The 25,491-nt window shown below is 71.4% G+C and carries 13 protein-coding genes and 1 pseudogene; 4 read left to right on the forward strand and 10 right to left on the reverse strand.

The annotated features are described in order from the left end of the window. The first annotated feature begins 128 nt into the window (after nucleotides 1-128). The 3 genes and pseudogenes from OG406_RS11970 to OG406_RS11980 all read left to right on the forward strand — a co-directional run bounded on the left by OG406_RS11970 (nucleotide 129) and on the right by OG406_RS11980 (nucleotide 6,946). A pseudogene (locus OG406_RS11970) lies at nucleotides 129-5,260 on the forward strand (ATP-dependent helicase). 52 nt (nucleotides 5,261-5,312) lie between these two features. Continuing rightward, on the forward strand, nucleotides 5,313-6,152 hold the full coding sequence (locus tag OG406_RS11975) for an Fpg/Nei family DNA glycosylase (protein ID WP_164375255.1): 840 nt from the start codon (nucleotides 5,313-5,315) through the stop codon (nucleotides 6,150-6,152). 32 nt (nucleotides 6,153-6,184) lie between these two features. Next, nucleotides 6,185-6,946 (forward strand): SDR family NAD(P)-dependent oxidoreductase, encoded by a 762-nt coding sequence (locus tag OG406_RS11980; protein ID WP_329185673.1) that lies wholly within the window; start codon nucleotides 6,185-6,187, stop codon nucleotides 6,944-6,946. 261 nt (nucleotides 6,947-7,207) lie between these two features. Here the strand turns inward: OG406_RS11980 and OG406_RS11985 are convergent, their stop codons facing one another. The 10 genes from OG406_RS11985 to OG406_RS12030 form a co-directional block, all read right to left on the reverse strand. Next, nucleotides 7,208-7,483, reverse strand: a complete 276-nt coding sequence (locus tag OG406_RS11985) for a hypothetical protein (protein WP_081219754.1) — start codon at nucleotides 7,481-7,483, stop codon at nucleotides 7,208-7,210. 131 nt (nucleotides 7,484-7,614) lie between these two features. Further along, the gene (locus tag OG406_RS11990; protein ID WP_164375257.1) at nucleotides 7,615-8,085 is read right to left on the reverse strand and encodes a Dps family protein; all 471 of its coding nucleotides are present in this window, start codon (nucleotides 8,083-8,085) and stop codon (nucleotides 7,615-7,617) included. Between the two features lie 220 nt (nucleotides 8,086-8,305). After that, nucleotides 8,306-8,683, reverse strand: coding sequence for a helix-turn-helix domain-containing protein (locus OG406_RS11995; RefSeq protein ID WP_037620346.1), 378 nt, complete (start codon nucleotides 8,681-8,683; stop codon nucleotides 8,306-8,308). Nucleotides 8,684-8,792: 109 nt separating this feature from the next. Then, nucleotides 8,793-9,338, reverse strand: coding sequence for a CinA family protein (locus OG406_RS12000; RefSeq protein ID WP_164375258.1), 546 nt, complete (start codon nucleotides 9,336-9,338; stop codon nucleotides 8,793-8,795). Further along, nucleotides 9,335-10,057 (reverse strand): CDP-diacylglycerol--glycerol-3-phosphate 3-phosphatidyltransferase, encoded by a 723-nt coding sequence (gene pgsA, locus OG406_RS12005; protein ID WP_164375259.1) that lies wholly within the window; start codon nucleotides 10,055-10,057, stop codon nucleotides 9,335-9,337. Before pgsA ends, OG406_RS12000 begins: the two co-directional genes overlap by 4 nt. Continuing rightward, nucleotides 10,054-11,535 carry a 30S ribosomal protein S12 methylthiotransferase RimO gene (rimO, locus tag OG406_RS12010; RefSeq protein WP_266617047.1) on the reverse strand — a complete coding sequence of 494 codons (1,482 nt, stop codon included), beginning with the start codon at nucleotides 11,533-11,535 and terminating at the stop codon, nucleotides 10,054-10,056. The genes pgsA and rimO overlap by 4 nt, the downstream gene beginning before the upstream one ends. Nucleotides 11,536-11,626: 91 nt before the next feature. Beyond that, nucleotides 11,627-12,484, reverse strand: coding sequence for a helix-turn-helix domain-containing protein (locus OG406_RS12015; RefSeq protein WP_164375261.1), 858 nt, complete (start codon nucleotides 12,482-12,484; stop codon nucleotides 11,627-11,629). 333 nt (nucleotides 12,485-12,817) lie between these two features. Continuing rightward, on the reverse strand, nucleotides 12,818-15,559 hold the full coding sequence (locus OG406_RS12020; protein ID WP_267048680.1) for a DNA translocase FtsK: 2,742 nt from the start codon (nucleotides 15,557-15,559) through the stop codon (nucleotides 12,818-12,820). Nucleotides 15,560-15,714: 155 nt separating this feature from the next. Next, complete coding sequence (locus tag OG406_RS12025) at nucleotides 15,715-16,398, reverse strand: response regulator (protein ID WP_081219747.1); 684 nt, start codon at nucleotides 16,396-16,398, stop codon at nucleotides 15,715-15,717. Nucleotides 16,399-16,766: 368 nt separating this feature from the next. Continuing rightward, nucleotides 16,767-22,259, reverse strand: coding sequence for a HAMP domain-containing protein (locus OG406_RS12030; protein WP_329185677.1), 5,493 nt, complete (start codon nucleotides 22,257-22,259; stop codon nucleotides 16,767-16,769). A gap of 409 nt (nucleotides 22,260-22,668) precedes the next feature. Between OG406_RS12030 and OG406_RS12035 the strand changes: the two genes are divergently transcribed. Continuing rightward, the gene (locus OG406_RS12035) at nucleotides 22,669-25,416 is read left to right on the forward strand and encodes a SpoIIE family protein phosphatase (RefSeq protein ID WP_267048678.1); all 2,748 of its coding nucleotides are present in this window, start codon (nucleotides 22,669-22,671) and stop codon (nucleotides 25,414-25,416) included. The last annotated feature ends 75 nt before the right edge of the window (nucleotides 25,417-25,491 follow it).

The raw sequence follows: 25,491 nt of genomic DNA on the forward strand, positions 1-25,491 counted from the left end.
CCGCAGCCACCACGGACGTCCACCGCGATCCTCGCCCGAACCTGCCGGACGCCGGCCGACGGACCGGTTCCGGCGGCGCATCCGCGCAGGTCAGAGCGATTGTCAGTGAGCGGGTGCAGGATGGACGCATGGTCAGCTCCACGCATCGGGCCCTCGACGGCTTCTCCCCCGCGACCCGCGGCTGGTTCACGGGGGCCTTCTCGGCGCCCACCGCGGCCCAGGCCGGGGCGTGGAAGGCCATCGGCGCGGGCTCCGACGTGCTGGTCGTCGCCCCGACCGGCTCCGGCAAGACGCTGGCCGCGTTCCTCGCCGCGCTCGACCAGCTGGCCTCGAAGCCCCCGCCCGCGGACCCCAGGAAACGCTGCCGCGTGCTGTACGTGTCACCGCTCAAGGCACTCGCGGTCGACGTGGAGCGCAATCTCCGCAGCCCGCTGACCGGCATCCGGCAGGAATCGGTGCGGCTCGGGCTGCCAGAGCCCGAGGTGAAGGTGGGGATCCGCTCCGGCGACACCCCGCCCGCCGAGCGCAGGGCGCTGGCCACCCGGCCGCCGGACATCCTGATCACCACCCCCGAGTCGCTGTTCCTGATGCTGACGTCGGCCACGCGGGACGCGCTGACCGGCATCGAGACGGTGATCCTGGACGAGGTGCACGCGGTCGCGGGCACCAAGCGCGGCGCCCACCTCGCGCTCACGCTGGAGCGTCTCGACGAGCTGCTGCCCAAGCCGGCCCGCCGCATCGGCCTCTCCGCGACCGTGCGTCCCGTGGACGAGGTCGCGCGCTACCTCTCCCCGCAGCGCAAGGTGGAGATCGTCCAGCCGCCCTCCGGCAAGGAGTTCGACCTCTCGGTCGTCGTCCCGGTGGAGGACCTGGGCGAGCTGGGCGGCTCCCCGGCCGCCGACGGCAAGGAGGGCGCGGAGAAGCCCTCCATCTGGCCGCACGTCGAGGAGCGGATCACCGACCTCGTCCAGTCCCACCGCTCGACGATCGTGTTCGCCAACTCGCGGCGCCTCGCGGAGCGCCTGTGCAACCGGCTCAACGAGATCGCGTACGAGCGGGCGACCGGCGAGCCCTTGGACGAAGCGCACTCTCCCGCCGAGCTGATGGGCGGTTCGGGGGCGGCCCAGGGTGCGCCGGCCGTCATCGCGCGGGCGCACCACGGCTCGGTGTCGAAGGAACAGCGGGCCCAGGTCGAGGAGGACCTGAAGGCCGGCCGTCTCCCCGCCGTCGTCGCCACCTCCAGTCTCGAACTGGGCATCGACATGGGCGCGGTCGACCTCGTCATCCAGGTCGAGTCCCCGCCCTCCGTGGCGTCAGGGCTCCAGCGGGTGGGCCGCGCGGGCCACCAGGTCGGCGCGGTCTCCACGGGCGTCGTGTTCCCGAAGTACCGCGGGGACCTGGTGCAGGCGGCCGTGGTCACCGAGCGGATGCGCACCGGCTCCATCGAGTCCCTGCGGATCCCCGCCAACCCCTTGGACGTCCTGGCCCAGCAGCTCGTCGCCATGACGGCGCTCGACACCTGGCAGGTCGACGACCTGCTCACCACCGTCCGTCGCGCGGCCCCCTTCGCCGCGCTCCCGGAGTCGGCGTTCACGGCCGTGCTCGACATGCTCGCCGGCCGCTACCCCTCGGACGCCTTCGCGGAGCTGAGGCCCCGCGTCGTCTGGGACCGCGTCGCGGGCACGGTCACCGGCCGACCCGGCGCCCAGCGGCTCGCCGTCACCTCCGGGGGCACGATCCCCGACCGCGGCCTCTTCGGAGTCTTCCTCGCGGGTGCCGACCCCAAGAAGGGCGGCGGCCGGGTCGGCGAGCTCGACGAGGAGATGGTCTACGAGTCCCGCGTGGGCGACGTGTTCACCCTCGGCACCAGCTCCTGGCGCATCGAGGACATCACCCGGGACCGTGTGCTCGTCTCCCCGGCCCCCGGTGTCCCCGGCAGGCTGCCCTTCTGGAAGGGCGACCAGCTGGGCCGGCCCCTCGAACTGGGCCGCGCCGTCGGCGCGTTCCTCCGCGAGGTCGGCTCCCTGCCCGAGGACGACGCCCGGCTCCGCCTCCTCGCGGCGGGCCTCGACACCTGGGCCGCCGACAATGTCCTGGCGTACCTCACCGAACAGCGCGAGGCGTGCGGTCACGTCCCGGACGACCGCACCATCGTCGTCGAACGCTTCCGCGACGAGCTGGGTGACTGGCGGGTCGTCGTGCACTCCCCGTTCGGCGCCCAGGTCCACGCCCCCTGGGCCCTCGCCCTCGGGGCGAAGCTGTCCGAGCGGTACGGCATGGACGCCCAGGTTATGCACGCGGACGACGGCATCGTGCTGCGGCTGCCCGACGCCGACCTCATGAGCATGGACCTGCTCGACCAGGCCCCGACGAAGGCGGGCACCGAGTACGACGCCGACCAGGCACCGGTCGGCGCGGCGGACGTCGCCTTCGACAAGGGCGAGGTCAATCAGATCGTCACGGACCAGGTCGGCAGTTCGGCCCTGTTCGCCGCCCGCTTCCGCGAGTGCGCCGCCCGCGCCCTGCTGCTCCCGCGCCGCAGCCCCGGCAAGCGCACCCCGCTCTGGCAGCAGCGCCAGCGCGCCGCCCAACTGCTCCAAGTGGCCAGCGAGTTCGGCTCGTTCCCGATCGTCCTCGAAGCGGTCCGCGAATGTCTCCAGGACGTCTTCGACGTGCCGGGCCTCACAGAGCTGATGGGGGACATCGAGTCCCGCAAGGTCCGCCTCGTCGAGGTCACCACCACCGAGCCCTCCCCCTTCGCCCGCTCGCTCCTCTTCGGCTACGTCGCCCAGTTCCTGTACGAGGGAGACTCGCCCCTCGCCGAGCGGCGGGCCGCCGCGCTGTCGCTGGACTCCCGTCTGCTGGCCGAGCTCCTCGGCCAGGCCGAGCTGCGCGAGCTGCTCGACGCCGACGTGCTCGCCGAGCTGGAGAGCGAGCTGCAGTGGCTCACCGAGGACCGGCGCATCAAGGACGTCGAGGGTGTGGCCGACCTGCTGCGCCTGCTCGGGCCGCTCACGGACGCCGAGCTGGCCGAGCGGGGCGCCGAGCCGCACTGGGCCCAGGAGTTGGCCGCCGCGCGCCGCGCCATCCGGGTCCGGATCGCGGGGGCCGACCACTGGGCGGCGATCGAGGACGCGGGCCGGCTGCGGGACGCGCTCGGACCGCGCTGCCCGTCGGCGTCCCGGAGGCCTTCACGGAACCGGTGAAGGACCCTCTCGGAGACCTCCTCGCCCGGTACGCGCGCACCCACGGGCCGTTCACGTCCACGACGGCCGCCGCCCGCTTCGGCCTCGGTACGGCGGTCACGGACGGCGCCCTGCACCGGCTGGCCGCCGGCGGGCGGGTCGTGCAGGGCGAGTTCCATCCCGCGGGCATCGGTCAGGAGTGGTGCGACGCCGCGGTCCTGCGCCGGCTGCGGCGGCGCTCCCTCGCCGCGCTGCGCCACGAGCTGGAGCCGGTGCCGCCCGCCGCGCTCGCGCAGTTCCTCCCGCAGTGGCAGCACGTCGGCAGCGGTCACGGTCTGCGGGGCATCGACGGACTGGTGCGCGCCGTCGAGCAGTTGCAGGGCGCGTCCGTGCCGGCGTCCGCGCTGGAGAAGCTGGTGCTGCCCTCCCGCGTCGCCGGGTACGCACCGGCGCTCCTGGACGAGCTCACGGCCGCCGGGGAGGTGGTCTGGGCCGGAGCGGGTTCACTGCCGGGCAAGGACGGCTGGGTCTCGCTGTACCTGGCCGATGCCGCCCCCCTGCTGCTTCCGGCCGCGCACCCCTTGGAGCTGACGGCACTGCACCAGTCGGTCCTCGACACCCTCACGGGCGGCTACGGCCTCTTCTTCCGCCAGATCGCCGACCAGGTCCGCGCCACCACCCACCCCGACGCCACCGATCCCCAGCTGGCGGACACCATCTGGGACCTGGCCTGGTCCGGACGCCTCACGAACGACACCCTCGCCCCGATGCGCTCCCTCCTCGGCTCGGGCCGCACCGCCGGTTCGACCGCCCACCGTGCCAAGCGCTCGATTCCGCGCGGGCGTTACGGCGCGCTGACCGGCGGCGCACGCCCCCAGTCACGGACCGGCCCACCCACCGTGGCGGGCCGCTGGTCGCTCCTGCCCGACCGCGAGCCGGACGCCACCGTGCGCGCCCACGCCTTGGCCCGCACCCTGCTCGACCGGCACGGAGTGGTCACTCGGGGCGCCGTCGCCGCCGAGGGCGTGGAAGGCGGATTCTCCGCGGTCTACCGCATCCTTTCCGCGTTCGAGGACAGCGGCCAGGCGCGCCGCGGCTATGTGGTCGAGGGCCTCGGCGCGGCCCAGTTCGCCATGGACGGCGCGGTGGACCGCCTCCGCGCTGCGGCGAACGCACGGGACCGCGGCGACAGTTCGTCCCCGCTCACGTCCCCGGGCGGCCACGGCTTCCCGGACGACTCTCCCGGAGCCCACGGTTTCCCGGACGACCACGGCCTGCCGCGCGGCCGGGGATCCGCCCCCGGCCCGGCGGACGTCCCCGGGTTCCCGGACCTCTCGGGGCTGCCGGGCACCGGCGGCCGCAGGGACGCCCCGGGGCGGCACGATCCCGACGGCGACGGAGACGGCACGGGCTTCGGCAGTCCGGGCGTCGACGGACACGAGCCCGCATTCGGCGAACCCGGCTTCGGCGGATCCGGCTTCGACGACCCCGCTTCCGGGGACGGCGGAGCCCACACCTTCTCCGCCGACTCCGCGTTCTCGGCCGGTTCCTCGTTCGCCGACGCCTCCGGCCACCCACCGGCGCCGTCCCGGCGCAACGCCTCGCCGTACGGGTACGGACCCACGGGATCCCCGGGCCCCGCCGACCGAGGTTTTCCGAACGGCCGATCGCGCCCCCGCGCCACCTCCCCCGCGGTCGTCCTGGCCGCGGCCGACCCCGCGAACGCGTACGGCGCGGCCCTGCCCTGGCCGGAGTCGCCGACCGAGGCGGGACACAAGCCGGGCCGCAAGGCGGGATCCCTGGTCGTCCTGGTCGACGGCGAACTGACCCTCTACATGGAGCGCGGCGGCAAGACCCTGCTGGCCTGGCCCGCCGATCCGCAGAGCCCGGTCGGCGAGGACGTACGCCTGCACGCGGCGGCCGAAGCCCTCGCGGCATGCGCCCGCGCGGGCTCGCTCGGCACGGTCACCGTGGAGCGCGTCAACGGAGCGTCGGCCCTGACGTCCCCCCTCGGCACCCTTCTGGAAGCTGCGGGCTTCATCGCCACCCCCCGCGGGCTGCGGCTGCGCGCCTGACCTCGCCCCGCGCCCCGGGGCACCCGCTCCCCACCCGTGCCACCCTGGACCCATGCCTGAAGGAGACACCGTCTGGCAGGCCGCGAGGCGGCTGCATGGGGCCCTCGCGGGCAAGGTGCTGACCCGCTCCGACCTACGCGTGCCGCAGTTCGCCACGGCGGACCTCACCGGTCGCACCGTCCTCGACGTCACGCCGCGCGGCAAGCACCTGCTCACCCGGATCGAGGGCGACCTCACGCTGCACTCGCATCTGCGGATGGACGGCTCCTGGAAGGTGTTCGAGCCGGGCCGGCGCTGGAGCGGCGGACCCGCCCACCAGATCCGCGCGATCCTCGGCACGGCGGACCGCACGGCGGTCGGGTACCGCCTTCCCGTCCTCGAACTGCTCCGGACCACGGACGAGGACCGCGCCGTCGGACATCTCGGCCCCGACCTCCTGGGACCGGACTGGGATCCGGACAAGGCCCTGCACAACCTGTTCCGCGACCCGGACCGCGCCCTCGGCGAAGCCCTCCTCGACCAGCGGAATCTCGCCGGGATCGGCAACGTCTACAAGAGCGAGCTGTGCTTCCTGCTCGGCGTCACCCCCTGGCTCCCCGTCGGCGCCCTGCCCTCGGGCCTGGCCGCCCAGCTGCCCGACCTGGCGAAGAAGCTGCTGGAGTTCAACCGCGACCGCCCGGCCCGCATCACCACGGGCCGCAGCGACCAGCACCTGTACGTGTACGGGCGCGCCCCGCGGCCCTGCCTGCGCTGCGGAACACCGATCCGTGTCGCCGACCAGGGCGACGGATCCCGCGAACGCCCCACCTACTGGTGCCCCCACTGCCAGGCGGGCCCCACGCCACCGCCGGGCGGACGCCGAGCCGTACATCAACACCGAACAACTAATTGACGGACCGTCAGAAACGCTCGTACCGTCGCTTCATGACCCTCGCCGCGTACGACCTCACCGGACGCACCGCCTTCGTCACCGGCGCGGCGAGCGGCATCGGCCGCGCGTCGGCACTCCTGCTCGCGGAGGCGGGCGCCACCGTCCATTGCGCGGACCGGGACGCACAGGGTCTCCACGAGACGGCGACCCTGATCAAGGACCAGGGCGGAACGGCCCACACCCACCACATCGACGTCGCCGACCGTGCCCAGGTCCAGCAGGCCGTCGCCTCGTGCGACCGCGTCGACGTCATGGCCGCGGTCGCCGGGATCATGCACAGCAGCCCCGTCCTGGAGACCAGGGACGAGGACCTCGACCGGGTGTTGAGCGTCAATTTCAAGGGAGTGCTGCACGCTTGCCAGGAGGCCGCGCGCGCCATGATCGCGCAGGGAGTCCGGGGCAGCATCGTCACGATGGCGTCGGGCGCGATCGACACCGGCGGGCCGGGCCTGTTCTGCTACAGCGTGTCCAAGGCGGCCGTCGTCCAGCTGACGAAGACGCTCGCCACGGAGGTCGGTCCGCACGGGATCCGCGTCAACGCGGTCGCACCCGGCTGGGTCCGCACGCCCATGACCGATCACCACGGCGAGAAGCAGGCCCACACCGAGGCGTTCATGGCCCGCCTCTCACCGCTGGGCCGCGTCGGAGAGCCCGAGGACATCGCCCACGCCGTGCTGCACCTGGCCTCGGACGCCTCGGGGTTCACCACGGGCCAGATCCTCCGCCCCAACGGCGGCGTCGCGATGCCCTGGTAGCACCGGGCCCTGCATCACCCCGGCACGCGAACAACGACCACAGGCCGCACCCCTGTCCCACGACGCCGAAGCCGCGAAACAGGAGCCCCGGTCAAGGGGCCCGGAGAGCGGCGCGACCAGCCACAGCGGCCCGACACCCGGACAAACACCCAAGGCCCCCACCCCGCCCTCGGCGCGGAAGCCGCGAAAACAGGGGCCCAGTCAAGGGAGCGCGGGGAACAGTGCGACCAGCCACAGCACCCTCAGCTGCCCGGCCGCCGCCTAGCCCACCCCCGGAGCAGGCCCGTTGCCCTCGCCGCTCCCGCGGCGGCGCCAGGCCTCCCGCCAGTACGCCCACCAGCGGTCGGAACCCACGGCGCCGGCCGCGCGCGACTTCGGCACACAGTGCACCGGGAGCAGGCTCAGCCCCCACCCGCCGGCGGCTATCGTCCCTTCGAGCACCCCCGCGTCGGGTGCGAGAGCGAGCCGGAGCACGCTGCACCACCACAGCACGCCCAGCACCAGAGCGGCCCCCCGGCGCACTATTCGCCCCGCCATGGCGCCCTCCTCCGGCCCGGCTCCGGGCCATCGATTCCACACACGCGACACGAGCGACCTCACCGGCCGCCGACGGGTACGGCCGGCGGCGAAGCGCCGGGCCATCGGCCGGCCCGGTCGACGGACAAACCTCAGCCGTTCTCCGCCTGGAACATCCAGTGGTGCTTCTCCAGGTCGGCCGTGATGCCGATGAAGATGTCCTGGCTCACCGGGTCCGGCTCACCGGTGGAGCCCACGCGTTCCCGCATCCGGGTGATCACGGCGCCGAGCGCGTCGACGAGGGCCGCCACGGCGTCCTCGTCCTTGATCCAGCCGTCGGGGGTCACGCCGATGCCGCTGCTGGTCGCCACCGTCGCGGCGCGTCCGTCCGGCGGGACGCCCAGCGTCGCGGCACGCTCGGCGACGGTGTCGGAGTGCAGGCGCGCGGTGTCCACGACCTCGTCGAGCTGCAGGTGGACGGAGCGGAAACGGGGCCCCACGACGTTCCAGTGCACCTGCTTCGCGACGAGGGAGAGGTCCACCAGGTCGACCAGGGCGCCCTGCAAGGCCTCGGCGACGGTCTTCAGGTCCGCGTCGGACAGGGGGCTCTTCACGACGTACATCGACAACCTCCGATTCACGACGGGTCCGGCGGTCGGCCTCGCCCCGTCCCTCCACCATGAAGGGCGGGCCGGATACCGGCAAATGGACCCATACCGCTCTCCCCTACCCGCTTGCGGGCAACGCGAAAGCCCCGGCCAGGCCCCTCCAGGTCTCCCTGGAGGTCGCCCCGGCCGGGGCTTTTCCTGTGCGTGATCGGCTCAGGATGTGAGTCCGTGAGCGTCAGGCGGCGACGACGTCGACCGCCTCGGCAGGCGCCTTGATCGTGACCCGTTCCGGTGGGACACCGGTCACCGATACGGAATTGAGCATCGGGCGACGTACCGGTGCGGGCACCGGTTCGGTGGCCGCAGCCGACTGGGCCAGCTCGGCGAGAGCGAGCTCGTCGCTCACTTCCCGCATGAGCTCGGACATCCGTACGTCCAGCGCGTCGCAGATCGCGGAGAGCAGCTCGGAGGATGCCTCCTTCTGCCCCCGCTCCACCTCGGAGAGATAGCCGAGTGAAACTCGGGCGGACGAGGAGACTTCGCGCAGAGTACGGCCCTGGCGCTGGCGCTGCCGACGCAGCACGTCACCAAGCAGGCGACGGAGCAGAATCATCGGTGGCTCCCTCCTCGGACCGCGTAGCCGCATCCTTCACGCCCCACCGTACCGCCTTGCGCCGCGGCCGTGCGGGGAGCGATGTCGTGTTCACTCAGGGCTGCAAACATCAAAACCCCCCGTTCTGTTCCGTATCCTGTGCCCGCTCGTTCCCGGTCTGTTCGCCCGCCAGCTCCTCCAGGAGCAGGGCGAGCACGCTGCGTACACTCTCCATACGGATTTCCGCACGGCCACCGTTCAACCGCAGTGGCGCCACTTTCCCGCCGCCAGGGGCAGGAAATGTCCCGCCGGAGGGTCCCGCGACGGCCACGTACACCGTGCCGACCGGCTGGCCGTCCTGGGGATCCGGACCGGCGACGCCGGTGGTCGCGATCCCCCAGTCCGCACCGAGCGCCGTGCGCACCCCGGCCGCCATCTGGGCCGCGACCTGCGGATCCACCGCCCCGCGCTGGGCCAGCAGAGTGGCGTCGACACCCAGCAGCTGGTGCTTGAGCGGGGTGGCGTACGCGGTCACGGAGCCCCGGAACGCCTTCGAGGCGCCCGGCACCGCCGTGAGCTCGGCCGCCACCAGGCCACCGGTGAGCGACTCGGCGACGGCGAGGGTCTCTCCCCTCACCGTGAGTAGTCGCACCACCTCGGTGGCCGCGGACGTCACCGTGCGGCCTCCTCGGCTGCTGCCCGGCGCGCGGCGATTCCCTGCCGGCGCAGCACGATGGCCTGTCTCACATAGTCGAGTCCGGTGACCACGGTCAGGACGACCGCCACGGCCATCACCCAGAACCTCAGGGTGGCCAGTGCCCCCGTCAGCGCCAGGATGTACATCCCGACCGCCGTGCCCTGGGCCAGCGTCTTCAGCTTGCCGCCACGGCTCGCCGGGATGACCCCGTAACGGATGACGACGAAGCGCAGCAGGGTGACGCCCAGCTCACGGCCGAGGATGACGACGGTCACCCACCAGGGCAGATCGCCGAGGCCGGACAGGCAGATGAGCGCCGCGCCCATGATCGCCTTGTCGGCGATGGGGTCGGCGATCTTCCCGAAGTCGGTGACGAGGTTGTAGGTGCGTGCCAGGTGGCCGTCGAAGATGTCGGTGATCATGGCGACAGCGAACGCCGCCCAGGCCCAGGCGCGCATGGCGGGGTCGTAGCCGCCGTCGGCCAGCATCAGGGCCACGAAGCCGGGCACGAGGACGAGCCGGATCATGGTCAGGATGTTGGCGATGTTCCACAGGCTGGCCTGGTCGACGGCCGCGGCGGGCAGCTTCCCGCCGCGTACCTGCCTGCCGTCGCCCGGAGCACCGGACGCGTCGGGGGCGCTCGTCGCGCCTTTGGCGCTGGGGGAGCCGCCCGCCGCGGATGCCGGGACTCCGGTCATCTGGCCGCCTCCTCAGTCTCCGTACACGCGAGCGCGCCGATCAGCGGCTCGGCCACCAGGTCGACACCTTCCGTACCGACCACCTTGGCCTCGACGATACGGCCGACGGTCAGACCCGCGCCGCTCGTGAACAGCACCTGTCCGTCCGTCTCGGGCGCCTGGTGCGCGGCGCGGCCGTACGCTCCGTCCTCGCCGTCGACCGACTCGACCAGGACGTGGACCGTCTCGCCGACACGCTCCTCGGCGCGCTGGGCGACCAGTTCCTCGGCGAGGCGGGACACGCGCGCGAGGCGCTCGGCGACGACGTCCTCGTCCAGCTTGTTCTCGAAGGTCGCCGCCTCGGTGCCGTCCTCGTCCGAGTAGCCGAAGACGCCGATCGCGTCGAGGCGGGCGCCCGTGAGGAAACGCTCCAGCTCGGCGAGGTCGGCCTCGCTCTCGCCGGGGAACCCGACGATGAAGTTCGAGCGCACGCCGGCCTGCGGGGCCTTGGCCCGGATGGTGTCGAGCAGCTCGAGGAACCGGTCGGTGTCGCCGAAGCGGCGCATGGAGCGCAGCACGTCGGGCGCGGAGTGCTGGAAGGACAGGTCGAAGTAGGGCGCGACGTTCTCCGTCGACGTGAGGACGTCGATCAGGCCGGGGCGCATCTCGGCGGGCTGGAGGTAGCTGACCCGCACGCGCTCGATGCCGTCGATCTCGGCCAGCTCGGGCAGCATCGTCTCCAGGAGACGGATGTCACCGAGGTCCTTGCCGTACGAGGTGTTGTTCTCGGAGACCAGCATGACCTCCTTCACGCCCTGCTCGGCGAGCCAGCGGGCCTCGTTCAGGACGTCGCTGGGGCGGCGCGAGATGAACGAGCCGCGGAAGGACGGGATGGCGCAGAAGGTGCAGCGGCGATCGCAGCCGGAGGCGAGCTTCACCGAGGCGACCGGGGAGCCGTCCAGCCTGCGGCGCAGGGGCGCGCGGGGGCCGGAGACCGGGGCGACGCCCTCGGGCAGGTCGGTGGGGGCGCCGTGGCCGGGAAGGGCCACTTCCTCGCCCGCGGTCTGCCGCTCGGCGGGGCTGATCGGCAGCAGCTTGCGGCGGTCGCGCGGGGTGTGGGAGGCGTGGATGCCGCCGTTCAGGATGGTCTGCAGGCGGTCGGAGATGTCGGCGTAGTCGTCGAATCCGAGCACGCCGTCGGCCTCGGGGAGGGCTTCGGCGAGTTCCTTGCCGTACCGCTCGGCCATGCAGCCCACCGCCACGACGGCCTGGGTTCTGCCGTGCCCCTTGAGGTCGTTGGCCTCGAGCAGGGCGTCGACGGAGTCCTTCTTGGCGGCTTCGACGAAGCCACAGGTGTTGACGACGGCGACGTCCGCTTGCTCGGCGTCCTCGACGAGGTGCCAGCCGTCCGCCTCCAAGCGGCCTGCGAGCTCCTCCGAGTCCACCTCGTTACGGGCGCAGCCAAGGGTGACGAGTGCGACGGTACGGCGTTCAGGCATGGGCTCAAGACTACTTTGTCTCTCCGACACCCCACGTCGACGGGGTTGGCCGATCTTGGCCAACCCCGTGGACCGCCTGTCACCGCCGGTCTCAGCCGACCTGCGGGTCACCCTTCGTGTAGGTCAGACGCTCGACCGCGCCCGGCCGGAAGTCGTCCTCGATCTTCTTGCCGTTGACGTAGAGCTGGATGGCTCCGGCGTCACCGAGGATGAGGTTGATCTTGGAGCTGTCCTGGAAGGTCTTGGACTCGCCCTGGTTCAGCAGGCCGTCGAAGAGCATCCGGCCGTTGTGGTCCTTGGCGGAGATCCAGCTGCGTCCGTCCGGGGCACTGACCCGTACGGTCACCTTGTCCTGCGGGGCGGCCGCGATGGCGCTGTCGGACGGGTCCGGCTTCGGGTCGGCGGGCTTGCTGGCGTTCGCGGTGGGCGAGGCGGCCTTGCTGGCGGTGGGCGTCGAGCCTTCGGCGACCTGGGTCTTCGAGTCGTCGCCGCTGTCGCCCCCCTTGACGACGGTGAACCCGACGAAGCCGATCACCGCGACGATCGCGGCGACCATGGCGGCCGTCCAGTTCGGTCCGCGCCGCTCGGGACGGATGCGTTCCGCCTCGAAGAGCGGGGCGGCGGGCGTCGGCGCGGGACGTCCGCCGTGGTCGGCGTCGTACTGGGCGAGGAGGGGTGCCGGATCGAGCTGGACGGCGCGAGCCAGCGTCCGGATGTGGCCGCGGGCGTAGACGTCGCCGCCGCACGGGGTGAAGTCGTCCTGTTCGATGGCGTGGATGATCGTGATGCGGACGCGGGTGGCGTTGCTGACGTCGTCGACGGTCAGGCCGGCGTCGATGCGCGCCTGCTGGAGGGCGCGGCCGACCGAGATCCGCTCGACCGCACTGTCGTCTTCGAACGGACGCTCGTCTTCGGGGGTGTTGCCGTCAGGGGAGTTGCCGATGGACACGGGGGCGCCTTTCGAGCGTGTAGCCACCTGTGCTGGAGGTTCAGTCTAGGGGGGGTACGAAAGGGTGGGGCAACCGGGCGGTGGGACTTTGTACGCCATCAGAATGGCCGGTCATCCTGACGCCGGGACAGTTCGCGTCCCTTCGCTCAACTTGACGTGCGACGAAGGGAAACGGTTGCCCGTCGATCCCTTACGGGTGAGTCACGTTCGAATATCAGACTGGGGCTGAACGTGTCGTTCCGCCACCCGCGCGGCGAACGCCCCACCTTCGGACGTCCCGCCGTGCGTCCATCCTGACCCGACCGGCTGTCCCGTCTTCCTCCGCCGAAGTGCCTAAGCTCCTGCTTCCCCGCGAATCACGGCCAACACTCCGTCGAGCTCGTCCGCCTTCACGAGCACGTCGCGGGCCTTGGATCCCTCGCTCGGTCCGACGATGCCGCGCGACTCCATCAGGTCCATCAGGCGGCCCGCCTTGGCGAAGCCGACCCGCAGCTTGCGCTGGAGCATCGAGGTGGACCCGAACTGCGAGGTGACGACCAGTTCGGCCGCCGCGCACAGCAGGTCGAGGTCGTCGCCGATGTCCTCGTCGATCTCCTTCTTCTGCTTGGTGCCCACGGTGACGTCCTCCCGGAAGACGGGCGCCATCTGGTCCTTGCAGTGCTGCACGACCGCGGCGACCTCGTCCTCCGTGACGAAGGCGCCCTGCATACGCGTGGGCTTGTTGGCCCCCATCGGCAGGAAGAGCCCGTCGCCCTTGCCGATGAGCTTCTCGGCGCCGGGCTGGTCGAGGATGACGCGCGAGTCGGCGAGCGAGGACGTGGCGAAGGCGAGCCGGGAGGGCACGTTCGCCTTGATCAGACCGGTGACGACGTCCACCGACGGGCGCTGCGTGGCGAGCACCAGGTGGATGCCGGCGGCGCGCGCGAGCTGGGTGATGCGCACGATCGCGTCCTCGACGTCACGCGGGGCGACCATCATCAGGTCGGCCAGCTCGTCGACGATCACCAGGAGGTACGGGTACGGGGTCAGCTCGCGCTCGCTGCCCTCGGGCAGCTTGACCTTGCCGCTGCGGATGGCCGCGTTGAAGTCGTCGATGTGCCGGTACCCGAACGCGGCGAGGTCGTCGTAGCGCAGGTCCATCTCGCGGACGACCCACTGGAGTGCCTCGGCGGCCCGCTTCGGGTTGGTGATGATCGGCGTGATCAGGTGCGGGATGCCCTCGTAGGCGGTCAGCTCGACGCGCTTGGGGTCGACCAGGACCATCCGCACGTCCTCGGGGGTCGCGCGGACCATGACCGAGGTGATGAGGCAGTTGATGCACGAGGACTTGCCGGAGCCGGTGGCGCCGGCGACCAGCACGTGCGGCATCTTCGCGAGGTTGGCCATCACGTAGCCGCCCTCGACGTCCTTGCCGAGTGCGACCAGCATCGGGTGGTCGTCCTCGGCGGCGTCGGCGAGCCGCAGCACGTCGCCGAGGTTGACCATCTCACGGTCGGTGTTGGGGATCTCGATGCCGACCGCGGACTTGCCGGGGATCGGGCTGATGATCCGCACGTCGGGGCTGGCGACCGCGTACGCGATGTTCTTGGTCAGTGCGGTGATCCGCTCGACCTTCACGGCGGGGCCGAGCTCGACCTCGTAGCGCGTGACGGTCGGACCGCGCGTGAAGCCGGTGACGGCCGCGTCGACCTTGAACTCCCGGAAGACGTTCTGGAGGGAGGCGACCACCGCGTCGTTGGCGGCGCTGCGCGTCTTGCCCGGGCCGCCGCGCTCCAGGAGGTCGAGCGAGGGCAGCGAGTACGTGATGTCCCCGGAGAGCTGGAGCTGCTCCGCGCGCGGAGGCAGGTCGCGGGGTGCGTCGGGGGCCGCCTTGGTGAGGTCGGGCACGACCCCCTCGGAGGGCAGGGCCTCCTGCTTCGGACGCTTGGCTCCCGGCACCGGGCCCTTGGCGCGGGCGGCGGGCACCGGCGTGGTCTCCTCGTAGCCGTCGCGCTCCACGCTGACGCCCTGCGTCAGGTCGGCGACCAGCGGCGAGGGCGGCATCCCGTGCAGCACGGCGCCGTCGAGCGCGGCGGCGGCCGCCGCCGCGACGTCCACGGCGTCCATCGGCCGGTTCATGTCGGGCTGCTGCGCGCCGGGCCGCCGGGGCCGGCTCCGCCGCTTGGTGAGCGCGTCCTGCTCGGCGTGGTCGGGGTCGTACGCGTCGGGAGCCTGCGGGCGTCTGCGGGAACGTGCCGGGGTCGCCTCGCGCCACTGCTCGTCGTAGCGCTCGTCGTCGTCGCCGAACGCGTCCTCGTCGAAGTCGGCCTGGACGATGCCGAGCTTCTGGCCGAGCAGTCGCAGCCGCTGCGGGATCGCGTTGACCGGGGTGGCCGTGACGACCAGCAGCCCGAAGATCGTGAGCAGCACGAGGAGCGGCACGGCGAGGACGTCGCCCATCGTGTACGTCAGCGGGGTGGAGGCACCCCAGCCGATGAGTCCGCCGGCGTCCCTTATGGCCTGCATGCCGTCGCTGCGCGCGGGCGACCCGCACGCGATGTGGACCTGTCCAAGCACACCGATCGCGAGCGCGGACAGACCGATGACGATGCGTCCGTTGGCCTCGGGCTGCTCGGGGTGGCGGATGAGCCGGGCCGCGATGACGCCGAGGAATATCGGCACGAGCAGGTCGAGGCGCCCGAAGGCACCGGTGACGAGCATCTCGACGAGGTCGCCGACCGGGCCCCGCAGGTTGGACCAGGTTCCCGCCGCGACGATCAGCGCGATGCCGAGCAGCAGGAGCGCGACCCCGTCCTTGCGGTGGGCCGGGTCGAGGCCCTTGGCCCCCCGCCCTATGCCGCGGAAGGTCGCTCCGACGGCATGGGCGACACCCAGCCACAGGGCGCGCACCAGTCGGTACACGCCCGCGGTCGGGCTGGGCACCGGCGCGGGAGCGGGCCTCTTGGCCGCGGTCCTCCTGGCAGGCGCCTTCTTGGCGGCTGCCTTTTTCGCGGGGGCCTTCTTCGCCGGAGCCTTCGTCGGAGCGGCCGCCTTCTTCGCGGGCGGCTTCTTGGCTGCGGACTGACGTGAGGCCATGTGTGTGAGGTTACCGGTGGAGACGACAGGGGACACGTGTGCCCACGGCTTCACCCGTTCGTGTCGCCCTTGCCAGGTACCGGAACTGACGCGTCCTCATCCGGTTTCCCGGTCGGCCGCGCCGAGGTCGACAACGTTTCCGCGCCGGCGCCGGTTCAGCTCTGCGACGGCAGCGGCGGTGCGCTCCCGGTGCCCGGCTCCAGGGCGTCCAGCGCTCTGCGGAGTCCGGTCAGCTTGCGTTCGAGGTGGGCGGCCGTCGCGACCGCCGCCGCGTCCGCGGAGTCGTCGTCCAGCTGCTTGGACAGCGCCTCCGCCTGCTCCTCAACGGCCGCGAGCCGCGCGGACAGTTCGGCGAGAAGACCGGCGGGCTCCTTGGTGTCGCCGAGCGTCGCCTTGCCGCCGCCACCCTCCAGCTGGAGCCGCAGCAGGGCCGCCTGCTCCCGGAGTTGGCAGTTCTTCATGTACAGCTCGACGAAGACCGAGACCTTCGCGCGCAGCACCCACGGGTCGAACGGTTTGGAGATGTAGTCCACAGCGCCGGCCGCGTACCCCCGGAAGGTGTGGTGGGGGCCGTGGTTGATGGCGGTGAGGAAGATGATCGGGATGTCCCGGGTCCGCTCACGCCGCTTGATGTGCGCGGCGGTCTCGAAACCGTCCATGCCCGGCATCTGGACGTCCAGCAGGATGACCGCGAAGTCGTCCGTGAGCAGCGCCTTGAGCGCTTCCTCCCCGGACGATGCCCGCACCAGTGTCTGATCGAGCGCGGAGAGGATCGCCTCCAGCGCCAGCAGATTCTCCGGCCGGTCATCGACCAGGAGGATCTTGGCCTTCTGCACCATGGCCCGCCCTCCTCGCCCCGGCATGGGGCCTCCCCTGTCCGCAGGACTTGGGGTACCACCGGGGGCCGCCCCAGAGGACGACTCCCTTACGTCGTCCGTCCTTGTGCCGGTCATGGTAGCCGCACCCCGCCTGTCGCCACACCCTGTCACCGTGATGTCACTGTGCACGTAGCAGAAACGTCGCGGGAGACCAGAAGGTTCCCCGTTTCCCATGCTTCTACACGGCTTCGGGCCCAGTCCGTCGTACGACCTGTCGTACGAGGTCGGGCCCCCGCCGCGATCGTGCCGCACGGTCGACGACCCGTCGACACCGCGTCACCGGGGGACGGCTCGCGCCCCCGCCCGGTGTCGCCCATCTCACCCCTCTGTCACCCCTCGCGCATCCACTGTTCCATCACGGAGAGCAGGTGATCGGGATCGACCGGCTTGGTCACGTAGTCGGAGGCCCCCGACTCGATCGCCTTCTCCCGGTCGCCCTTCATCGCCTTCGCCGTCAGCGCGATGATCGGCAGTCCCGCGAACTGCGGCATCCTGCGGATCGCCGTGGTCGTCGCGTAACCGTCCATCTCCGGCATCATGATGTCCATCAGAACGACCGTCACGTCGTCGTGCTGCTCCAGGACCTCGATGCCCTCACGGCCGTTCTCCGCGTACAGCACCGACAGACCGTGCTGCTCCAGGACGCTCGTCAGCGCGAACACGTTGCGGATGTCGTCGTCGACGATCAGGACCTTCTCCCCCTCGAAGCGGATGCCCCGGCGCGGCTGCGGTCCCGTCTCCGGGACCGCCCACTGCTCCTGAGAGCCTCCCGCGCCGCTCTCGGGCTGCCCGGGGGCGGCGGTGTGCTCCTCGGCCGCGGGAAGCGCCCTGCGGCGCCTCCTGAAGAGCGCGGCGGGTCCGTTCTGGGTCTCCTGGTACGACTTCACCTCGGCCGTCATCTCGACGCCCGACCCGGCCAGCTCCGCCTCGGAGGCGAGCAGCTCCCCCGCCTCCATCGCCGGGGCCAGCTGCCCGTAGCCCTGCGGCGGCAGTTCGCTCGGGTGCAGCGGCAGGTACAGCGTGAAGGTGGAGCCGCGTCCCGGCTCGCTCTGCGCGTGGATCTCGCCGCCCAGCAGCCGCGCGATCTCCCGGGAGATGGAGAGCCCGAGGCCCGTGCCGCCGTACTTGCGGCTCGTCGTGCCGTCCGCCTGCTTGAAGGCCTCGAAGATCACCCGCATCTTGCTCGCGGCGATCCCGATACCGGTGTCGGTCACGGAGAACGCGATGAGGTCGCCGTCCGCGTCCCGCAGCGAACCCGACTCCAGGAGCTGCTCCCGGATGGCCACCGGCACGTCCGCGCCGGCCGGCCGGATCACCAGCTCGACCGCCCCGGAGTCGGTGAACTTCACCGCGTTGGAGAGCAGGTTGCGCAGCACCTGGAGCAGGCGTTGTTCGTCCGTGTGCAGCGTGGCGGGCAGCTCCGGCGAGACCCGGACCGAGAAGTCGAGGCCCTTCTCCGCCGTCAACGGGCGGAAGGTGGCCTCCACGTAGTCGACGAGCTGGACGAGCGCGATCCGGGTCGGCGACACGTCCATCTTGCCCGCCTCGACCTTGGACAGGTCGAGGATGTCGTTGATCAGCTGGAGCAGGTCCGAGCCCGCTCCGTGGATCGTCTCGGCGAACTCGACCTGCTTGGGCGTCAGGTTCGTGTCCGCGTTGTCGGCGAGCAACTTGGCGAGGATCAGCAGGGAGTTGAGCGGCGTCCGCAGCTCGTGCGACATGTTCGCCAGGAACTCGCTCTTGTAGCGCATGGAGACGGCGAGCTGTTCGGCACGCTCCTCCAGGACCTGGCGGGCCTCCTCGATCTCGGTGTTCTTCACCTCGATGTCGCGGTTCTGCTGGGCCAGCAGTTCGGCCTTGTCCTCCAGCTCCGCGTTCGAGTCCTGGAGCGCCTTCTGCCGGTTCTCCAACTCCGCCGAGCGCTCGCGCAGTTGCTCGGTCAGCTCCTGCGACTGCCGGAGCAGCACCTCCGTCTTGGTGTTCACGGAGATGGTGTTGACGCTGGTCGCGATCATCTCGGCGATCTGGTTCAGGAAGTCCTTCTGGATCTGCGTGAACGGCGTGAACGACGCCAGTTCGATGACACCGAGCACGGTCCCCTCGAACAGCACCGGAAGCACGATGACCTGCGCCGGAGGCGCCTCACCGAGCCCGGAGGAGATCTTCAGGTAGCCGCTCGGCGCGTTCTCCACCAGGATCGTGCGCTTCTCCTGGGCGGCCGTCCCGATGAGCGCCTCGCCGGGCCGGAACGACGTCGGCATGGAGCCCATCGAGTAGCCGTACGACCCGAGCATGCGCAGCTCGTACGCCTCCTCGTCCTCGGCGCCCGCGTCCTTGCCGTCGACCAGCGGCATGGAGAGGAAGAACGCGCCGTGCTGGGCCGAGACCACCGGCGTCAGCTCGCTCATGATCAGGGAGGCCACGTCGTCGAGGTCGCGGCGGCCCTGCATCAGGGCGGAGATGCGGGCGAGGTTGCCCTTCAGCCAGTCCTGCTCCTTGTTCGCGATCGTGGTGTCGCGCAGGTTGGCGATCATCTTGTTGATGTAGTCCTGCAGTTCCTGGATCTCGCCGGACGCGTCCACGTCGATCTTCAGGTTCAGGTCGCCGCGGGTCACCGCGGTCGCCACGCGCGCGATGGCGCGCACCTGCCGGGTCAGGTTCCCGGCCATCTCGTTCACCGACTCGGTGAGGTCGCGCCAGGTGCCGTCGACGTCACGCACGCGTGCCTGGCCGCCCAACTGCCCCTCGGTGCCCACCTCGCGGGCCACCCGGGTGACCTCCTCGGCGAAGGACGACAGCTGGTCGACCATCGTGTTGATGGTGGTCTTCAGCTCCAGGATCTCGCCGCGCGCGTCGATGTCGATCTTCTTGGTCAGGTCGCCCTTCGCGATGGCCGTCGTGACCATCGCGATGTTGCGCACCTGGCCGGTCAGGTTGGACGCCATCCCGTTCACCGACTCGGTGAGGTCCTTCCACGTGCCCGACACGCCCGGTACGCGCGCCTGCCCGCCGAGGATGCCGTCGGTGCCCACCTCGCGGGCCACCCGGGTCACCTGGTCGGCGAACGAACTCAGCGTCTTCACCATGGTGTTGACGGTGTCGGCGAGCTGCGCGACCTCACCGCTCGCCTCGACCGTGACCTTCTTGGTGAGGTCGCCGTTGGCCACCGCCGTCGCGACCTGGGAGATGTTCCGCACCTGGTTGGTCAGGTTGTTGGCCATCACGTTGACGTTGTCGCTCAGGTCCTTCCAGATGCCGGTGACACCCGGCACCCGCGCCTGACCGCCCAGGTTGCCGTCCGTGCCCACCTCGCGGGCCACCCGGGTCACCTGCTCGGCGAAGTTCGACAGCTGGTCGACCATCGTGTTGACGGTCGTGACCAGTTCGAGGATCTCGCCCTTGGCGTCGACGGTGATCTTCTTCGACAGGTCGCCCTTCGCGACCGCGGTGGTGACCTCGGCGATGTTGCGCACCTGGATGGTCAGGTTGTTGGCCATGAAGTTCACGGACTGGGTGAGGTCCTTCCAGGTGCCGGAGACACCCTGCACCTCGGCCTGCCCGCCCAGCATGCCCTCCGTGCCCACCTCACGGGCCACCCGCGTCACCTGCTCGGCGAAGTTCGAGAGCTGGTCCACCATCGTGTTGAGGGTGTTCTTCAGCTCCAGGATCTCGCCGCGCGCGTCCACGTCGATCTTCTGCGACAGGTCACCCCGGGCCACCGCCGTCGCCACCTGCGCGATGTTGCGCACCTGGGCGGTGAGGTTGCCGGCCATGCCGTTCACCGAGTCGGTCAGGTCACGCCAGACACCGGCGACGCCGGGCACCTGCGCCTGACCGCCGAGCCGGCCCTCCGTACCCACCTCGCGCGCCACCCGCGTCACCTGGTCGGCGAACGCGGAGAGCTGGTCGACCATCGTGTTGATGGTGTTCTTCAGCTCCAGGATCTCGCCGCGCGCGTCCACGTCGATCTTCTGCGACAGGTCACCCCGGGCCACCGCCGTGGTCACCTGCGCGATCTGCCGCACCTGTGACGTCAGGTTCCCCGCCATGAAGTTGACGGAGTCGGTGAGTTCCTTCCACGTACCGGAGACGCCGTCCACCCGGGCCTGACCGCCCAGCCGGCCCTCGGTGCCCACGTCCCGGGCCATCCGCGTCACCTGGTCCGCGAAGCTGGAGAGCTGGTCGACCATCGTGTTGACGGTGTTCTTCAGCTCCAGCATCTCGCCGGACACGTCCACGGTGACCTTCTGCGACAGGTCACCGTTCGCGACCGCCGTGGTCACCTGCGCGATGTTGCGCACCTGACCGGTCAGGTTCTGGAACGCCGTGTTGACCGAGTCCGTCAGGTCCTTCCACGTCCCCGCCACACCCGGCACCTGCGCCTGGCCGCCCAGCTCGCCCTCGACGCCGACCTCACGCGCCACCCGCGTGACCTCGACACCGAACGACGACAGCTGGTCGACCATCGTGTTGACGGTGTTCTTCAGCTCCAGCATCTCGCCGGCCACGTCCACGGTGACCTTCTGCGACAGGTCGCCGTTGGCCACCGCCGTCGTCACCGCGGCGATGTCACGCACCTGCGTCGTCAGGTTCCGGAAGACCGTGTTGACCGAGTCCGTCAGGTCCTTCCAGGTGCCCGCGGCGCCCGGCACGTTCGCCTGGCCGCCGAGCTGTCCCCCGGCGCCGACCTCGTTGGCCACGCGCGTGACCTCGTCGGCGAACGTCCGCAGCGTCTCGGTCATCTGGTTGATCGTCTCGGCGAGCTGGGCGACCTCGCCCCGCGCCGAGACCGTCACCTTCTGCGACAGGTCACCGCTCGCGACCGCCGTCGTCACCTGCGCGATCCCGCGCACCTGGGCCGTCAGGTTGCCGGCCATCAGGTTCACCGAGTCGGTGAGGTCCTTCCAGACGCCGGCCACCCCGGGCACCTGCGCCTGACCGCCCAGCTCGCCCTCGGTGCCCACCTCACGGGCGACCCGTGTCACCTCGGAGGAGAACGACGAGAGCTGGTCCACCATCGTGTTGACGGTGTTCTTCAGCTCCAGCATCTCGCCGGACACGTGGACCGTGACCTTGCGCGACAGGTCACCCTTGGCCACCGCCGTGGTCACCAGGGCGATGTCCCGCACCTGCGCGGTCAGCCGGTACGCCATCGTGTTGACCGAGTCCGTGAGGTCCTTCCACGAACCCGACATCCCGCGCACCCGGGCCTGCCCGCCCAGCTTGCCCTCGGTACCCACCTCGCTGGCCACGCGCGTGACCTCGTCGGTGAACGTCGACAACTGGTCGACCAGGTTGTTGACCGTCCGCCCGACCTTCAGGAACTCCCCGCGCAGCGGATGCCCGTTCCCGTCCGCCGCCTGCGCGCGCAGATCCATCCGCGGCGACAGATCGCCCTCCGCGACCGCGGACAGCACCCGGCCGACCTCGGAGACCGGTCGTACGAGATCGTCGACCAGCGCGTTCGACGCGTCGATCGCGGCCGCCCAGGAGCCCTCGCTGACCCCCGTCTCCAGCCGCTCCGTGAGCTTTCCCTCACGGCCCACCACCCGCCGTACCCGCGACAGCTCGCCGGTCAGGTGCAGATTGCGGTCGGCGACCTCGTTGAACACCGCGGCGATCTCGGACATCACCCCGTCGCCGGAGACCGTGAGCCGCTTGCGGAAGTTCCCGTCCCGCATCGACACCAGGGCGGCCAGCATGCGGTTGAGGGCCGCCGTGTCCACCTCGGTGGTGCCTCCCCGCGATGCGCGCCCGCTGTTCAGGGACTGTCCGCCTTTCGCGCGCGTCCTACCGCCCCGCGTCGCTGCGCCAGACTCCACTGTGTCCCTCCCGCAAGGGTCGACCATTACTGCTCGGCGTACTCGGGTACTGCTGCTCGGCGTGCAGAGGAGGCACTCGGCGTGCCCGGACCTTCTCCATGGAGCCTGCCCAGTGTTTCACCCCGGCTGAACCAGGCCATAACAGTTCGGCAGCTTCGCACATCGTCCGCACACGATCGGGCCGTGTCCGCACACCCGCGGAACGGGAGCCGTCGCCGGTCGCGAACGACCTCAGGCACACGGCGGAACGGAAACTCCCGGCCCTTCCGGACGGAAACACTGGCGACCGGCATCCGCATGGACGGCGAAGGTAAGTAACCTTGCATGCGGCTGTCCAGCCGTGCCGGACCTGTCCGGCCTGGGCGGTGGCACGAGCACGAGCGGGCAGGCATCGGAGGGGCACCGCACCATGACCACCGGACTGCATCCAGAGGAAGCCCCTCAGGATCCCCGGCCGACGGGGAACCACGCTCTTCCCACGCAGGAGCGGGGCGGCCACGCGGCCGTGCACGCCGACAACCGGAAGAGGAGTTCTGTGATCACCGCGCGCGCGGCCGCCAGTTTCGAGCCGGTGGGACGCTCCGTCGCGACCGCCCGCTCCTTCGTCCGCGACACCCTCCAGGGCTGGGGCTTCGCCGACATCGTGGACGACGCCGTCGTCCTGACCAGCGAACTGGTCACCAACGCCGTCGTGCACGCGGGCACCTCCGCCGACGTTCTGTGTCTGCGCAGCGACGACGGCGTGCGCATCGAGGTGGCGGATCACTACCCCGAACGCGAGATCCCACTCCAGGGCGCCGCCATCAACATGGGCAGCCCCGACCGCGAGGGGGGACGCGGGCTCCAGCTCTGCGCCGCCCTCGCCGGCCGCTGGGGTGTCGAGTACACGCCCACCCACAAGCAGGTCTGGTTCCAGCTCGAACTCCCCGAGCGCGCGGTCGGCACCCGCGCCGCCGGCCCCTCGCTGCCCGCGCACCTCCTCCCCCTCGCCGACGGCCGCGTCCGCGTCGCGGTCGTCCAGATCGACCGCACCGGCGCCATCAACGCCTGGAACGAGGACGCCGAGGAACTCTTCGGGTACGCGGCCGAGCAGGTCACCGGCAAACCGCTCACCGACCTCGCGGCCTGGCCGCACACCCCCGGCACCAGCACCGGCATCGTGGAGGCCCTCCAACTCTCCCGCTGGGAAGGCAGTTACGGCATCCGCTGCGCCGACGGCCGGGTCACCCCCGTCTACGCCTCGCATCTGCGGGTCCGGGACACGAGCGGCGAACCGTCGACGGTCTGTCTCCTCGTCCGCGACCACGAACGCGCCGTCCTGCAGACCCCGTTGCGCCTCGCCGCGGCGGACTCGGGCACCACCGCCGAGGGCCAGACCACCGACCCGTTCGAGATCTTCATCGGCTCGCCCGCCCCGGACGACCTCGACGGACTCCTCCAGCGCACGGTGGAGCGCGCCCGCGACATGCTCGACGCCGACTCCGCGTTCCTGCTCCTCGCGACCGACGACGAGACGGAGTTGGAGGTACGCGCCTCGACGGGCCTGCCCTCCGCCCGCCAGCGCTTCGCCCGCGTCCCCGTCGAAGCGGGCCCCGGACGCTACGGCTCGGCCCGGATGCCCGCCGTTCACGAGGACCTGACCGTCGTCCCCGGCGCGGTCCCGCTCCTCGGCGGCACCGGCATGCGCTCGGTCGTCACGGTCCCGCTGAAGGTCGAGGGCCGCCTCACCGGTTCCCTCGGCGTCGCCGCCGAAGCCCCGGGCCGCTACTCCAACGAGGAGGCACTGCGCCTCCAGTTCGCCGCCGACCGCATCGCCCTCGCCGTGGAGTCCGCCCGGCTCGGCGAGCTGGAACGCCTGCGCCGCGGCTCCCTGTCGTTCCTCGTCGAGGCCTCCGACCTCCTCGCCGGCACCCTGGACCGCGACCAGACGCTGGCCCTGATGGCCCAGATGACCGTCCCGACCCTCGCGACGTGGTGCGCGGTCTACACGATCGCCGACCAGGCCTCGGAGCCCTATCTCTCGTACGTGCTGCACGAGGACGAGGAACGCATCGACGGCCTCAAGGCGCTCCTGTCGAAGATCTCCCCGCCGGAGCCGGTGCCCACCCCGGGCGCGCGTGTCTGGTCGGCACCCGCCGCGGCGGCCCACGAGGCGGCCCTGCGCACCTCCATGCGCAGCCTGGGCCTCGGCGAGACCACCTCGGCGACCACCGGTATCGGCACCACGCTCGCCACGGCCTCCGCGGTCGGCGGCGAGACCGTCGTCCTCCCCCTGGTGGCCCGCAACCGCGTGATCGGCATGCTGACCCTCGGCAAGCCCTCCGACGAACACTTCCGCCAGGAGATCCTGGAACTGGCCGAGGACCTCTCCCGCCGGGCCGCCCTCGCCCTGGACAACGCCCGCCTGTACTCGGAGCGCACGGCCATCAGCCAGTCCCTCCAGCGCAGCCTCCTGCCCCCGGAACTCCCTCACATCGAGAACGTCGAGGTCGAGGTGATCTACCGCGCGGCCGGCGAGGGCAACGAAGTCGGCGGCGACTTCTACGACCTCTTCCCCATCCGCGACGGCGCGTACGGCTTCGCCATCGGCGACGTCTGCGGTACGGGCCCGGAGGCGGCGGCGGTCACCGGCCTCGCCCGGCACGCCCTGCGCCTGCTGGCCCGTGAGGGCTACGGCGGCCCGGCCGTCCTGGAGCGCCTGAACTCCGCGATCCTCGACGAGGGAGCCCGCAGCCGCTTCCTGACCCTCCTGTACGGCGAGCTGTGGCCCCAGGAGGACGGCAGCGCCGTCCTGAAGGTGGTCTGCGCCGGACACCCGCTCCCGCTGCGTCTGCGCCAGGACGGCACGGTCGAACCGGCCGCCGAACCCCAGCCGCTCCTCGGCGTGATGGAGGACCTGGAGCTCTACGAGCAGACCGTCACCCTCGATCCGGGCGATGTCCTGCTCTGCGTCACGGACGGCGTCACGGAGCGCCGCGAGGGCACGCGCATGCTCGGTGACGACGGTCTCGCGGACGTCCTCACCACCTGCACGGGTCTGACGGCGGGCGCCGTCGCGGCTCGCATCATGCGGGCGGTGGAACGCTTCGCCTCTGACGCTCCCTCGGACGACATGGCGATTCTCGCGATGCGTGTCCCGGGCCTGCAGAACGACTAGGGGTCGTCGGGGCCGGCCGGACCTCCGGTCGGCCCCGGACATGCGAAAGGCCCCCGCCCACAAGGGCGGAGGCCT

Origin of the sequence: Streptomyces sp. NBC_01428, from assembly GCF_036231965.1 — a bacterium.
In the GTDB taxonomy this organism is placed as follows: Bacteria; Actinomycetota; Actinomycetes; order Streptomycetales; family Streptomycetaceae; genus Streptomyces.